We start from the raw sequence: 13,980 nt of genomic DNA, 5'->3' as shown, positions 1-13,980 counted from the left end.
TCCGGTGTCAGACGCGCTCGATGATGGTGGCCACGCCCATGCCACCGCCGACGCAGAGGGTGAGCAGAGCACGGCGGGCGCCGCGGCGCTCGAGCTCGTCGACCATCGTGCCGATGATCATGGCGCCGGTCGCGCCGAGCGGGTGGCCCATCGCGATCGCTCCGCCGTTGACGTTGAGCTTCTCGTCCGGGATCTTCAGATCCTTCTGGAACTTGAGGACGACGGACGCGAACGCCTCGTTGATCTCGAACAGGTCGATGTCGTCGACGGTCAGACCGGCCGTGGCGAGAACCTTCTCCGTGGCCGGGGTCGGGCCGGTCAGCATGATCGTCGAGTCGGCACCGGAGGTGGCGGTCGCGACGATGCGGGCACGCGGGGTCAGGCCCATGTCCTTGCCGGCCTGCTCGGACCCGACGAGCACCAGCGCGGCGCCGTCGACGATGCCGGAGCTGTTGCCGCCGTGGTGGACGTGGTTGATCTTCTCCACGAAGTGGAACTTCTGCAGCGCGACGGCGTCGAAGCCACCGACCTCGCCGACCGTCGCGAAGGACGGCTGGAGTCCGCCCAGACCCGCGAGGGTGGTCTCGGGACGCATGTGCTCGTCGTGGTCGAGGATGACGAGGCCGTTCTGATCCTTGACCGGAACGACGGACTTGGCGAAGTAGCCACCCGACCACGCGGCCGCCGCGAGCTGCTGCGAACGCAGCGCGTAGGCGTCGACGTCCTCACGCGAGAAGCCCTCGATCGTGGCGATCAGGTCTGCACCGACGCCCTGCGGGACGAAGTAGGTGTCGAAGTTGGTGGCCGGGTCCAGCGCCCACGGGCCACCGTCCGAGCCCATCGGGACACGCGACATCGACTCGACACCACCGGCGAGGACGAGCTCGTCCCAGCCGGAGCGGACCTTCTGGGCCGCCGTGTTCACGGCCTCGAGGCCGGACGCGCAGAACCGGTTGATCTGCACGCCGCCGACGGTGTCGGGCAGGCGTGCCGCGGTCGCAGCGACACGTGCGATGTCGGCACCCTGGTCGCCGACCGGCCCCACGACGCCGAGGATCAGATCGGAGATGCGGTCCTCGTCGAGATCGGGGAAACGAACGCGCAGTTCGTCGATCAGGCCGGTGACCAGGGAGATCGGCTTGACCGAGTGCAGCGACCCGGTCTTCTTGCCGCGGCCGCGCGGAGTTCGGATGGCTTCATAGATGAATGCCTCGGTGGTCACAGTGCGGGGTTCCTTCCCGTGCTTTCGAATGTGAGGAGCGTTGTCCGCTGTGACAGCAGCTACGCCCAACCTCCCCCACCCTAGAAGCACCGGGGGCGGCGGTTAAGGACCGAACCGATCGGAGTCCGTGACCGAGCGCACGGGTCCGGATGTGCGCGTCGCGCTGGTCGGCCGAACGCCGAGGCCGGCTTCCCGCGCCCGCACGATCGCGGTCGCCCGGTTCGCGGCGCCGAGTTTGCTCAGCACGTTCGACACGTGGTTGCGCACCGTCTTCTGGCTCAGGACGAGCCGCCGCGAGATCGTGGCGTTGTCGTAGCCGCGCGCGACCAGGTCGAGCACCTCGCGTTCGCGGTCGGTCAGTTCGGGGAATGCGGCGTGCGCACCCGTGCGGACCGCGGTCATCGCGCCCAGGGCCTTCTCCGCGACCGCCGCACCGACGATGAGTTCCCCGTCCGCGACCGCCCGGATCGCCCGTTCCACCCCGGCCGGGTCGGCCCCTTTGACGAGGTAGCCGCGGGCCCCGGCGCGCATCGCCGCGACGAGCAGATCCGCGTCCTCGTGCATGGTCACCATCAGCACCCGGATGCCCGGATACCGCGCGAGGAGACTGCCGGTCGCTTCGATACCGGAACCGTCGCCGAGTTCGATGTCCATGAGCACCACATCGACGTCCGCGGTCACCACGTCGAGGGCCTGGCTCACCGAGCTGGCCTCGGCGACCACGTCGATGCCGTCGAGGGTACCGAGCAGCGCGACCATCCCGAGCCGGAAGACGGGATGGTCGTCGACGACGGCGACACGGATGCTCATGACTCTCCTGCCCGGACCGCCGGTGACGTGACCACCCACGGCAGGCGAGCACGCACGACGGTTCCGCGGGGGTGCGCCGCCGTGATGTCCACGACCCCGCCGACGTCCCGGGCACGTTCGCGCATGCTGAGGGTGCCGACGCCGACGCGGGCGTCCGGTCCCGTGCCGCGCCCGGCGTCGCTGACCTCGACGGTGAGCAGGTCCCCGGTGCCGCGGATACGGACCGTGCATCCGTCGGCACCGGAATGCCTGCGGGCGTTGGTGACCGCTTCGACGGTGATGCCGTATGCCGCGGCGGCGACCGCCCCGGACAGTCCGGCGGGGGCGTCGGCGTCGACCTCGATCCCGAATCCGCTGCGCGAGTGGATGCCGGCGAGTTCGTCGAGCGCGGCGACGAGTCCCAGTTCGTCGAGTACGGGCGGGAGCAGCCCTCGCGACAGTTCCCGCACACCTTCGACCTGGTGGTCGAGTTCCCGCAGGAGCGCATCGATCAGCGTCAGGGCGGCCGTCGTGTCCGTTCCGGCGAGGTTGCGTGCACCCTGCAGCCCGAGCCGGATTCCGGCGAGGGACGGGCCCAGCCCGTCGTGCAGTTCCCGCCGGATCGTGCGCCGCTCCTCGAGGCGCGCCTCGGTCAGCTGGTGCCGCGCCGCGTCGAGTTCCTCCGCGGACCGCAACACCACCAGCCCGGCTTCCACGACCGAGGCGAGTTCACCGAGCGCGCGCAGGCTGCGCGGGCCGAGGGTTTCACCGGGCGGCGCGGTCACCGTGAGGGTTCCGGCGTCGAGGGTCAGTTCCTCGGTGCGGCCGGTGGGTTCTCCCCAGCGGGCGAGGATCTCACCGTCCCGGCACACCGTGACCGATTCGAGCCGCAGCGCGGTACCGATCCCCGCGGCGAGGTCGCCGAGGAGCCGGCGCGGGGTGCCTGCACCCGCGAAGTGCCGGCCCAGGTTCCGCACCGCGCGGGCGGAGTCGATGCCGTCTCCGTACACGAGGCGGTGCACGCGATGCGTCAGACGACTCCGCACCGGCTGCACGGCGAGCGCGACCGCGGTCGCGGCGATCGCCTGTGCGACGACGGAACCGTCCGTCGGGAGCATCAGCGTCGCGGTCACCGCGATCGTGAGATACCCGGCGGCGAGCACCGCGACGAGGCTGCCGGCGAGCGCGGCGCGACCGACCGCGAAGTCCAGCCCCCACAGTCGCTGCCGCAGCACCACGACGAGGATCGCGACGGGATAGAACGCCTGGGAGGCCAGGTGGATCAGCGGAGTGAGCATCCACGGCAGCCCGGGAACGGCGAGCGGAATGTAGGAGGCCGTCATCAGCGCGGCACCGAGCGCAAGCCAGCCCAGCCCGGCGGATTCCGCGGCCGGAGCGATGCGCCGCCGCCACAGCACGTCCGCGGCGGCGACGAACCCGATCACCACGACGGGCAGCACCAGCCACAGGTCGGCGGTATCGGTGTACGTGCGGGCCCACCAGAACCAGACCGTCGCCACGGTTCCGGCTGCCACCCCGATCCGCCCGCGTATCCCGAGCGTGCCGTCCCGGACCAGCCACGGCACCACCAGGAACAACGCGAGCGTCCCCGGAATCCACGCCGAATTCTGCAGGGGCGAAACAACTTCGACGAAGGGCAGCCCGGGTTGCACGAGCGCGAGCCGCGACCACGCGTACGACAGTGCCGCGACGCCCGCGCCGATCGCGGCGACCGCCGTGAGGATCGGCACCGGATGCACCCGTCGTGCGAGTACCACCCCCGCGACCGTCCCGTAGACGGCAGCGCCGACGACATCGACGAGGAAGAACAACTGGTCGGCGTCCGGCGTGGGCCGGGCACCGGCGAATACCACCACCGCGGCGACCGCGAGTCCCCACGCGAGGACGGCGACGATTGCGGCGGGCACCGGTGCGCCACCGGTGCCCGCCGACCCCTCGTTCTCGTGCGCAGCTGTCATGGTGCGCCGAGTATCCCCGATTCCCCCTGTGCTCGCCCCGCGCCTCACCGGGTCCGTGCGGCCACCGCGAAACCGAGCCCGGCGACGAGAACCCACACAGGGCCGACGAATCCGGCCATGTACTGCAGCGGCGAGATGCCGGTCAGCAGGGTGAGACCACCGAGCACCACGCTCGCCCAACCCAGCCAGCGCGGCACGGCGCCGTGTCGCAGCGAGGCGACCGCGACCGCGAGGCCACTCACCCCGGCACCGACCCACAGCCACGGAATGGTGCCCATCCAATGCGAGGCGACCACCGCGACCTCGGGAACCATCTGCCCCGGCTCGCCGAGCCCGAACAGCAGTTCGGTGTCGAGGCCGGTCCCGAGCAAGGTGGCCGCCGACGTCAGAACCAGCCCGAACGCCGCAACGGCGGGCAGGATGCTGGACTCGGGCAGCGCGATACGCAGACGCCGCTGCAAACCCGCCGCGAACACGAGGAGCAGCACGGTGGCGACCATCAGCGTCAGGTGCATGACGAGCATCGCCGTGCGCTGCCCCGCGAACTCGGCGGTGATGGCGGCGGCGTCGCCGGCGGTGTCCTCGTCGTAGGCGGCACCCATCGCCATGCTGGCCTGGATTCCGGCCACCCCGGCCAGGCCCGCGGCGGCCCCCGCCCAGGCCCACAGCGACCCCTCGGAGGCCCGGGGGCTGCCGGTGGTGTCGTCCTGCGTGACGCTGTCGATGCTCATGCTCGCTGCCTCCCCTCGGACGCACCGTGCGCCCCACCGGAAGGACGGTGGTGCACTCGGCGTCCCGGGCACGAGGGACCGCCGTCCCGCCTGCCCGGGACCGCCGGTGATGTGCGCCACACCCGGGAACTTTCCGGCGGGGTCGCCGCTCCTACCCCCGACACACGGAAACGATGCGGAAGCGAGCGCGGATGGGCAGCGGGCACCTCTCCGGTCTTGTCCGGCCGGGTCGACGTGACAACCACACCGTAAGGGGAGAACGATGAGCTGGGTCCTAGCCGTTGACTTCGGCACCTCGAACACGTCGGCTGCTCACCGCATCGGACCGGACCGGGTCGAGTCGCTGCCGCTGACCCACACCAGCAACCTGATGTCGTCGTCGGTGTTCATCGACCGGGCGAACGCGATATCGACCGGCGACGTCGCCGTGAACCAGGCGTCCGTCGACCCCGCCGGATTCGTCGTCGCCCCGAAGGCGCACGTGTCCGACCGGTCGGTGCTGGTGCGCGGACAGGAGGTTCCGGTCGCCGCGATGATGGCGGCCGTGCTGCGTACCGTCTACGGGCAGTCGCTGCAGCGGCACAACAATCACCCGCCCGCCGAGGTCGTGCTCACGCACCCCGAAGCGTGGTCGGAGCGGGAACTGTCGGTCCTGCGCGAGGCGGCGTCGATCGCCGGGCTCGGCGGCAACGTGTCGCTGATCTCCGAACCGCGCGCGGCCGCGTTCTACTATTCACGCCAGCACGACGCGAAGATCGTCAAGGGCTCCACGATCGCCGTGTTCGACTTCGGCGGCGGCACTCTCGACGTCGCGGTGCTCACCGCGACGAACGAGTGGACGTTCGAGGTGCTGCGTGCGGGCGGCGACAACGCCCTCGGCGGGAAGAACCTCGACGCGACGATCTCCCGCTGGGTGGACCGGCAGCTCTCCGACGAAGACCCCGATCTCGCGGCATGGTTGCGCCGGCCGGAGGGCCTCGACGCCCGCCGCAACCTCGACGATCAGATCCGGCGCGCCAAAGAGCTTCTCTCCCAAGCTCCGTCCGCGACCATCCGGGTCACCGGCAACGGCGCCGACATGACGTTCACACTCACCCGCGACGAGTTCGAGCAGCTGATCGAACCGCAGATCACCCGGGGTGTGCAACTGGCCGCCTCGGTCCTGCGCGATGCCGGTGTCGACCGCGGCGGACTGCAGGCGCTGTACCTGACCGGTGGTTCGTCGCGCATCCCCTACGTGCACCGCCGCCTGGCCGAACTCGGCCCGATCGCCACCCTCGACGACCCGAAGACCGTCGTGGCCAAGGGCGCGGCCGGATTCGTCGCCGGCGGCCGCGACACCGAACCGCCGGCCAATCAGGAGACCGTGGCGCTGGCGCGCGATCACGGGTTCGGCCCGCGCCACGCGGCCCCGGCCGTTCGCCCGCAGCCCGTGCACGCCGTCTTCGCCGACGTTCCGGCCCCGGACGCCGCTCCGCGCCGGACCCGCACGCCGCTCCTGGTCGGCGCCGGAGTCCTCACGGCCGTCGCGGTTGCCGCGGGCGGTGCGTATGCCTTCACCCAGAACGGCGGAACCTCCCCGGCCGCCGCCGGCACCGTCGAAACGACGACGGTGCTCGCCGTCGAGGGTGGCCTGCCGCCCGCCACGTCGGACTCGACGTACATCAGCGAATCCACCGACGATGTCACGTCGATCCTGCCTGCCAAACTCATCACGTCGTCGACATCGTGCGAGAAGGGCGATTTCACCATGCAGGGGGCGCTCCGGATCAACTGCGATATCGACCCCGACTCGTCCCTGGGCAAGGCGGTCGGGGTGGGCGAGAACGATTATTTGACGGTGTCCGCGTACCGCGACGATCAGTACGCCCGCTCGACCCTGATCCGCATGCGCGATCAGCCGATCAGCGGCTACATCTCGCTCCTGTCCGAGGACGGCAACCGCGTCATCGAATACCAGCCGTCCGACCCGTACACCTCGTTCTTCAACGGCATCGACAAGTCGAAAGGCCTTGTGATCAGCTTCTCGGTCGCACCCGCCGACAAGGGACTGGCGTTGATGCGCGAGCTCGGTTTCCCTTCGTCCTGAACCAGTTTCGCCGAACACACCCCCGAGCACCCAGATGACAAGGAGTCCCACAATCATGCGTACGTCACGCATACTCACCGCCGCCGCCGCGGCAGCCGCGCTCACTCTCGCCGGGTGCAGCAGCGACGTCGAGGGCACCGCCGTCGACAGCGAGACCGCCGCCGCGGACGCGCGGGATTCCGGTGCCGGGTCGCAGTCGGACTTCGACATCGCCGCCCTCGACACCGGCGGATACAACGTCGTCCCGAAGGACTTCGAGGCGGAAGGCCAACTCGCCGCGGACTTCGGGCCGGCCGTCGAAGGCCAGCGCATCGCCGAGTTCGTGATCGCCCCGTACACGGTCGACCCGAAGCTCGTCTCGGGCGGGGGCATGAACCAGGGTGTCGGAGTCGGCGGTCTGGCGAAGCTCGGCCTCCTGAGCGACGCCGTCTCCGCCATCGCCGAGAAGTACGAGATCATCACCACGTTCACCGACTTCCAGAGCTACACCGACGACTCCCACGAGCTCGGGGTCTCCGTCGTTCGACTCGCCGACAACGCATCCGCGGTCGCCATCGCCGGCGAGCTCCACGCGGCCGAGATCAGCGACGCCGGCGAGGAGGACCTCTTCGCATCCGGAGCCGGTACTCCGATCACGCTGCCCGGACTGCCCGATACCCACGCCTCGACCTACCGGTGGGAAACCGGCTCCGACACGGTGTCCTCGTACACCGTCAGCGGCCCTCACGTCATCTACACCTACGCCTCCACCAGCGCCGGCGACCCCGAGTGGGCGAAGGACGTCACCACGCGCGCCCTCCAGAAGCAGATCCCGCTGATCGGCAGCTTCCCGTACACACCGACGCCGCAAATCCCCGAGCTGGTGGTCGACATGGACAAGGTCCTCGCCCGAGCCGTCGGCTACACCGACGACGAGACGGCGCGGAATTCCGAGCTCGCGGTGTACGGTCCGCTGGGCTGGCTGCACTTCGACAGCGACCCGGCACAAACCGCCGAGCTCTTCGAGGAGACCGGCACCGACCGGGTCGCCATGGCCAACACGACCGTGTACCGGACGGCGAGCGCGGACGACGCCGAGACCGTTCGCGACGCGTTCCTGGCGCAGACCGCGAAGAACTCCCGGGAGCTCACCGAGGATGCGTCGGCACCGCAGAACGTGCCCGGCACCACGTGCCTGAGCGGTGACATCGCCGAGGGCCGGATGTCGGTGTGCTACATGACCTTCGGGCCGTACGTCGCCGAGATCAACGGCTACCGGCCCATCGGCAACACCGACCCCGAATCGGACACGATGCGCACGATGCCGCAGCGCGTCGCAGCCCAGTACGTGAAGTTCGTCAAGGCCGAGGAGATGGGCCTCGGGCAGAACTGATCCTCGACCCGGCCGCCGGGCCTACTTCTCCTCGATGCGCTTGGCCCCGAGGATGTCCTTCAGCAATTCGAGGGCCACATCCTCGGGGTCGCGACGGGTCGACGGATCGCCCGGGGTCGCGGCCTCGGCGAACATCTCCTCGACATCGGCCTCCGTCATCGCCGACGGATCCGCAGGCGGAGCATCGAATGCCCGTTCCGGTCCGGGATCGTCCGGAAGATCCGGCGCCTCCGGAGGCGGAATGTCGTCGTAGTTCGGGCCCGGCGCCGGTGCCTCGGTGCGGGCCGGACCGGCATCGTTCTGCTCGTCGGGACGCGGCGGGGCCGGGGCGCGATTGGCCTGGCTCGGACGCGAGAATCTCGGCTGCCCGCTCGGTCGTGACTGTTGCTGCACCGGAGCGGCTTTCACGGGAGCCGGAGCGGCGGACCCGTGCACGCACGTGACCTCGAAGTCGACGCCGAACACCTCGCGCAGCGCATCGGCGACGACCCCGGCATTGCGCGGCTCGGCGAGGCGCTTCACCAGCGGGACCGAATCGTGGACGAGCACCACGCGGGTGCCCTCCACGTCGCGAACCGACGCACCGGACAACATGACCTCGACCGTGCGGCTGCGGGCCCGCACCTTGGCTCGTACCTCCGACCACACCGCGCGGACACTCGCGGCGTCCGGACCCGCCGCCGCGGGCTGCTGTGGCGGGACGGGCGCCGGGGCGGGTTCGGCATGTTCGGGGACGACACGGTCGGCATGCGCCGGCGGAACCGGTTCGAGCTCGGCCACTTCCGGTTCGACCGGGCGTGCGACCGGTTCGGGGGCCGGAGCCGGTTCGGGTGCTGCAGGTTCCGGTGCGACCTGCGGTACCGCAGGGGCCGGTTCCGCTTGCGGGACCGGACCTGCAGCCTCCGGCTGGGGGGCCGGCTCCGCCTGCTCCACCGCACGCCGCTGCGACGGCCGCTGGTACCGGGCAGCGGGTTCGTCGGGTGCGATCGGCGCGACCGCGGGCTCCGGCAGCGGGCGCGGCGCGGCCACCGGGACCGAACCACTGTCCGGGGCAGCGGCACCTGCCGAGGCCGGGACGAATCCTTGCTCGAGTCGTTCGAGCCGTTGCAGCACAGCGGTTTCCTCGTCGGAGGCAGCCGGCAGCAGCATTCGGGCGCACATCACCTCGAGCAGCAGGCGGGGCGCGGTCGCCCCGCGCATCTCCCCGAGACCGGCGTGCACGATCTCGGCGTACCGCGTGAGAGTGGCCGGCCCGATCCGATCGGCTTCGTCGCGCATCCGGTCCAGGATGTCGCCCGGCGCGTCGACGAGGCCGCGATCGGCGGCGTCGGGCACCGCTCGGAGCAGGATCAGATCACGCAGACGCTCGAGCAGGTCGACCGCGAAGCGCCGCGGATCGTGCCCGGCGTCCATCACCTTCTCGACGGTGCCGAACAGGACCGCACCGTCCCCGACCGCGAGCGCGTCGACGGCCTCGTCGATGAGCGCGACGTCGGTGACACCGAGCAGCGCGAGCGCACGCGGATACGTCACGCCATCGGGTCCGGACCCCGCGAGCAACTGGTCCATCACCGACAGCGAGTCGCGCGGCGATCCTCCGCCCGCGCGGATGACCAGCGGGTACACGGCGTCCTCGACCGGCACGTTCTCCTGCGTGCAGATCTTCTCGAGCAGTCCGCGCATCGCGGTGGGCGCGAGCAACCGGAACGGATAGTGGTGGGTGCGCGACCGGATCGTCGGCAGCACCTTCTCCGGTTCGGTGGTCGCGAACACGAAGATGAGGTGTTCCGGCGGTTCCTCCACGATCTTGAGCAGGGCGTTGAAGCCCTGCGTGGTGACCATGTGCGCCTCATCGACGATGAAGATGCGGTACCGGGACTCGGCCGGTGCGTAGAACGCGCGGTCGCGCAGTTCGCGGGTGTCGTCGACGCCGCCGTGGCTGGCCGCGTCGAGTTCGATGACGTCGAGGTTGCCGCTTCCGCCGGGGCCGAGCGCGACACACGACGCGCACACACCGCACGGCGTGGACGTCGGGCCTTCCACGCAGTTGAGGGACCGCGCGAGGATGCGCGCCGACGACGTCTTGCCGCAGCCGCGCGGCCCGGAGAACAGGTACGCATGGTTGATGCGTCCCGTGTCGAGGGCGGTACTGAGGGGCTCGGTGACGTGCTCCTGCCCCACCACCTCGGCGAAGGTCGCCGGTCGATACTTCCGGTACAGGGCCACGCGCCGAGACTACCGGCGGGCTCCGACACGAGGGCCGAGTGGTCGCCGCCGGGGGATTCGGGCAGGTCGCGGGTCCGTGAGCGAGACGACGCCCACACACCCCTTGCGATAACGATATATCGCGTTCTATCTTGATTGTGTCGAACAAAGAGAAAGGGCGTACACCATGCGCAACGAACGACACTCCGGCGGACAGCGCCGGCACACCACCCCCGAGGGCGAATTCCACCGCGGCCGACGCCGCGGGGACGGACCCCGACGCGGCGAGCACCCCTTCGGCGGCCCCCACCCGCATCGCGGCGGCGGTCCCGCGCGAGGCGGCCGACGCCACCGCGGCCGGGCCCAGCGCGGCGACGTCCGCGCCGCGACCCTGATCCTGCTGGCCGAGCAGCCGATGCACGGCTACCAGCTCATGCAGGCGATCACCGAACGCACCGGCGGAACCTGGCGTCCCAGCCCGGGTGCGATCTACCCGACCATCTCCCAACTCGAGGACGAAGGTCTCGTCCGCGTCGAGGTCGACGGCGGTCGCAAGCTCGCGTCGCTCACCGACGCCGGACGCCGCTACCTCGAAGACCCGGCCTCTGCGGTCACCGACCCCTTCGCCGGCTTCACGGCATCGGCCGGCACCCCCGACCTGCGGACCGCGCTCGCCGAGGTCCACAACGCCGCCCGCTCGGTCGCCACCAGCGGCACCGACGCACAGATCGCCGCGGCCCGGGACATCCTGGCCGACGCGCGCCGCGCGCTCTACCTGATCCTCGCCGAGGGTCCGGATTCGAAACCGGCGGACGACGCATAACAGACACCCCAACGCCGCTCTGAGCATTCCGTAACGCGTTTGCAACACCACCGCCCCTCAGCGGAAACTCCACGGTCGGATCGTCGAATTCCGGTGCATTGAGAGCCAGTGCCCGTGAGGAGATTCGCTCGTGCCCCCGACAATCGACGCCGGCGCCACCGCGTGGCTGCTGGCGAGCACCGCCCTCGTCCTGTTGATGACCCCCGGTCTCGCACTGTTCTACGGCGGCATGGTGCGGTCGACCGGCGTCCTCAACATGATCATGATGAGTTTCGTCTCGATCCCCCTGGTGACGGTGACCTGGCTGATCGCCGGCTACAGCCTCACCTTCGACGACGATCTCGGCGGCGGCCTGCTCGGCGGGCTCTCCCACCTCGGCCTGAGCGGAATCTCCCCGTCCACCGTCCACGGACAGATCCCCGAGATCCTGTTCGCCACGTTCCAGCTCACCTTCGCGATCCTGACCGCGGCACTCGTCAGCGGTGCGATCGCCGACCGCGCGAAGTTCTCGGCGTGGATGCTGTTCGTGCCGATCTGGTCACTGCTGGTGTATGTGCCGGTCGCACACTGGGTCTGGGGGCCCGACGGCTGGATCGCGCGGCTCGGCGCACTGGACTACGCGGGCGGGCTCGTCGTCGAGATCGTTTCCGGCGCGTCCGGTCTGGCGCTGGCCCTGGTGCTCGGCCCGCGGCTCGGATTCAAACTCGATTCGATGCGACCGCACAACCTTCCGCTGGTGCTGCTCGGTGTCGGCCTGCTGTGGTTCGGATGGTTCGGGTTCAATGCGGGCTCGGCGCTGGCCGCGGACGGAAAGGCCGCCGCGATCTTCCTCAACACGCTCGTTGCGGGGTGCACCGGCATGCTCGGCTGGCTGTTCGTCGAGCAGCGACGCGACGGACATCCGACCACGTTCGGTGCGGCATCCGGTGTCGTCGCCGGACTGGTCGCGATCACCCCGGCCTGCGGCACCGTCGGGGTGATGGGCGCGGTCGTCGTCGGTGCGCTTGCGGGTGTGGTCTGCTCGTACGCGGTGGGCTGGAAGTTCCGGCTCGGCTACGACGACTCGCTCGACGTCGTCGGGGTGCACTTGATGGGCGGCATCGTCGGCACCATCCTCATCGGACTGCTCGCGACCGCGGTGATGACGGACGGTCCGGCCGGCCTGTTCTACGGCGGCGGCCTCGCCCAGCTCGGCAAGCAAATCCTCGCGGTCGCGGTGGTGGGCCTCTACGCGTTCGGCGTCACCTATGTGCTCGGCAAGATCATCGACCGGTTCTTCGGATTCCGGGTGGACAAGGAAACCGAGTCGTCGGGCATCGACCTGGTCCTACACGCCGAATCCGCGTACGAGCACGGCGTCGTCGGGCACGGACCGATCGGCGGTGGCGGCGCGGCGCATTCCCCGTTCTCCGGCCTGTCCCGCGACCTTCGCCGGGAAAATCAGGACGAACAGCCTTAGCTGCGCTGCGATCCGGCTCCGAAAGCGGCGATCGCCCCACCGCGATGTGCGGTGGGGCGATCTCCGGTCTGGCGGAACGCGCGGTCGTCGAGGATCAGGGTGCGTCCTTGTCGACCTGCATGTGACGGATGGACGGGCCGCCCTTGTGGTTGCCGGTGCGGCCGAGCCGGGAGTCGAGCAGGTTCTGCAGGCGGTCGACGGCCCCGTCGAAAGCTTCCTTCACCGAACCTGCGTGGTGGGTGACGGCAATCGGCTGCTGCCCCGCGACGCGGGCCTCGAGCACGCAGCGCTTGTCGTCGACACCGGCCTTCGCGGCGTTCTCGTCACCGAGATGGATCTCGACGCGGGTGATCCGATCGCCGAAACGCTCGAGAGCGGACTCCAGTTCACCTTCCAGTCGGCGGACGATGTCCTCGTCGACCTGGATGTTGCCGTCCTTGTTGAGCTGGACCTGCATGGGTATCCCTCCTTCTCGGGAGTCGGGGCGGTGAACCCGCCCCGGCGTGCTGCCCACTTCGATCACACCCGATTCGCCGGGGTTCGGCAAATCTCCGGCGGCGTGCCGCGACGTCACCCGCGCCGAACGTCCCGAACCGGGCATCCGCCGGCGTCAGCCCGCTCGGGTCACGACCGGGACCCCAGTGCGACCGCGAGGGCGCGCACGGATTCCTCCGCGGCGACGCGACTTCCTTGCGCCTGTCCGGCAAGCGGAGCGAGCGGCGCCAGACGGTCGGCGAGGGTGAGTTCGGCGGTGACCACCTCGACGCTCATTCCGAGCGAGACGCCGAGCACCTGCTGCAGCGGCGGCACCGTGTGGTCGGTGCCCTCCCCCGGCGTGCCGGGCGCGTACGTGTTTCCCCGGCTCGACACGACCACGACAGGCGTGCCCGCGAACGGCCGGTCCGAAGTGTCGAACGGGACGGTGGTTCCGAGAACATGGATGTAGTCGATCCACGCCTTGAGCGTCGAGGGCAACGACCAGTTGTACATCGGGGCACCGATCACGACGACGTCCGCGGCCGCGACCTCCGCGATCAGCTCGGCCTGCAGCTTCTCCGCCTCGGCATCGGGGGTTTCGCCGTCCACGCGCAGCCGCTCCGCGTAGTGCAGACCCGCGTCGGGCAGGTGCGGCAGCGGGTCACGGTGCAGATCGCGCCGGACGACGCTGTATCCGTCGCCGAGGCCGCGCCACGTCTCGGCGAACAGCCCGGTGAGAGCACGCGAGACCGACGTGGTCAGATCAGCAGACGAATCGATGTGCAGCAGCTGAGGCACCGGAACTCCCTTTGTCGAACAGCAGGTACCCGGCAC

The 13,980-nt window shown here is 70.2% G+C and carries 11 protein-coding genes; 4 read left to right on the top strand and 7 right to left on the bottom strand.

Annotated features, from left to right (window positions below):
* Window positions 1-7: 7 nt before the first annotated feature.
* The 4 genes from RZ1_RS16360 to RZ1_RS16345 all read right to left on the bottom strand — a co-directional run bounded on the left by RZ1_RS16360 (window position 8) and on the right by RZ1_RS16345 (window position 4,721).
* Window positions 8-1,222 carry an acetyl-CoA C-acetyltransferase gene (locus RZ1_RS16360; RefSeq protein WP_072813502.1) on the bottom strand — a complete coding sequence of 405 codons (1,215 nt, stop codon included), beginning with the start codon at window positions 1,220-1,222 and terminating at the stop codon, window positions 8-10.
* Between the two features lie 102 nt (window positions 1,223-1,324).
* Window positions 1,325-2,032: a response regulator gene (locus RZ1_RS16355; protein ID WP_072813500.1), complete on the bottom strand. Its 708-nt coding sequence runs from the start codon at window positions 2,030-2,032 to the stop codon at window positions 1,325-1,327.
* Window positions 2,029-3,990: a sensor histidine kinase gene (locus RZ1_RS16350; RefSeq protein ID WP_072813498.1), complete on the bottom strand. Its 1,962-nt coding sequence runs from the start codon at window positions 3,988-3,990 to the stop codon at window positions 2,029-2,031. Before RZ1_RS16350 ends, RZ1_RS16355 begins: the two co-directional genes overlap by 4 nt.
* Window positions 3,991-4,034: 44 nt before the next feature.
* Window positions 4,035-4,721 (bottom strand): hypothetical protein, encoded by a 687-nt coding sequence (locus tag RZ1_RS16345; RefSeq protein WP_072813496.1) that lies wholly within the window; start codon window positions 4,719-4,721, stop codon window positions 4,035-4,037.
* Window positions 4,722-4,983: 262 nt separating this feature from the next.
* On the opposite strand from RZ1_RS16345, the gene RZ1_RS16340 reads away from it, so the two are divergent.
* Both RZ1_RS16340 and RZ1_RS16335 read left to right on the top strand, forming a co-directional pair.
* The gene (locus tag RZ1_RS16340) at window positions 4,984-6,810 is read left to right on the top strand and encodes an Hsp70 family protein (protein WP_072813494.1); all 1,827 of its coding nucleotides are present in this window, start codon (window positions 4,984-4,986) and stop codon (window positions 6,808-6,810) included.
* A 55-nt stretch (window positions 6,811-6,865) separates the two neighbouring features.
* Window positions 6,866-8,182, top strand: a complete 1,317-nt coding sequence (locus tag RZ1_RS16335) for a DUF7373 family lipoprotein (protein WP_238072365.1) — start codon at window positions 6,866-6,868, stop codon at window positions 8,180-8,182.
* Between the two features lie 21 nt (window positions 8,183-8,203).
* Here the strand turns inward: RZ1_RS16335 and RZ1_RS16330 are convergent, their stop codons facing one another.
* On the bottom strand, window positions 8,204-10,408 hold the full coding sequence (locus RZ1_RS16330) for a DNA polymerase III subunit gamma and tau (protein WP_072813491.1): 2,205 nt from the start codon (window positions 10,406-10,408) through the stop codon (window positions 8,204-8,206).
* A gap of 166 nt (window positions 10,409-10,574) precedes the next feature.
* Between RZ1_RS16330 and RZ1_RS16325 the strand changes: the two genes are divergently transcribed.
* Both RZ1_RS16325 and RZ1_RS16320 read left to right on the top strand, forming a co-directional pair.
* Entirely contained in the window at window positions 10,575-11,210 is a 636-nt protein-coding gene (locus RZ1_RS16325) for a PadR family transcriptional regulator (protein ID WP_072813489.1), read from the top strand.
* Window positions 11,211-11,340: 130 nt separating this feature from the next.
* Window positions 11,341-12,669, top strand: a complete 1,329-nt coding sequence (locus tag RZ1_RS16320; RefSeq protein ID WP_072813487.1) for an ammonium transporter — start codon at window positions 11,341-11,343, stop codon at window positions 12,667-12,669.
* Window positions 12,670-12,763: 94 nt separating this feature from the next.
* Here RZ1_RS16320 and RZ1_RS16315 read toward each other — a convergent pair whose 3' ends face one another.
* Entirely contained in the window at window positions 12,764-13,126 is a 363-nt protein-coding gene (locus RZ1_RS16315; protein ID WP_072813485.1) for an HPF/RaiA family ribosome-associated protein, read from the bottom strand.
* 167 nt (window positions 13,127-13,293) lie between these two features.
* A complete protein-coding gene (locus RZ1_RS16310) occupies window positions 13,294-13,944 on the bottom strand; it encodes an FMN-dependent NADH-azoreductase (RefSeq protein ID WP_072813483.1) in 651 nt (216 codons plus the stop codon).
* Between the last annotated feature and the right edge of the window lie 36 nt (window positions 13,945-13,980).

This window comes from Rhodococcus zopfii NBRC 100606 = JCM 9919 (assembly GCF_001895025.1).
Classification (GTDB): domain Bacteria; phylum Actinomycetota; class Actinomycetes; order Mycobacteriales; family Mycobacteriaceae; genus Rhodococcus; species Rhodococcus zopfii.
The sequence above is the reverse complement of the archived record's forward strand: the minus strand, read 5'-3'. Positions and strand labels throughout refer to the sequence as shown.

Bases quoted from the DNA above. Each gene is read 5' to 3' on its own strand.
- RZ1_RS16355 (WP_072813500.1), bottom strand. From the start codon at position 2,032: ATGAGCATCCGTGTCGCCGTCGTCGACGACCATCCCGTCTTCCGGCTC.
- RZ1_RS16350 (WP_072813498.1), bottom strand. From the start codon at position 3,990: ATGACAGCTGCGCACGAGAACGAGGGGTCGGCGGGCACCGGTGGCGCA.
- RZ1_RS16345 (WP_072813496.1), bottom strand. From the start codon at position 4,721: ATGAGCATCGACAGCGTCACGCAGGACGACACCACCGGCAGCCCCCGG.
- RZ1_RS16340 (WP_072813494.1), top strand. From the start codon at position 4,984: ATGAGCTGGGTCCTAGCCGTTGACTTCGGCACCTCGAACACGTCGGCT.
- RZ1_RS16335 (WP_238072365.1), top strand. From the start codon at position 6,866: ATGCGTACGTCACGCATACTCACCGCCGCCGCCGCGGCAGCCGCGCTC.
- RZ1_RS16325 (WP_072813489.1), top strand. From the start codon at position 10,575: ATGCGCAACGAACGACACTCCGGCGGACAGCGCCGGCACACCACCCCC.
- RZ1_RS16315 (WP_072813485.1), bottom strand. From the start codon at position 13,126: ATGCAGGTCCAGCTCAACAAGGACGGCAACATCCAGGTCGACGAGGAC.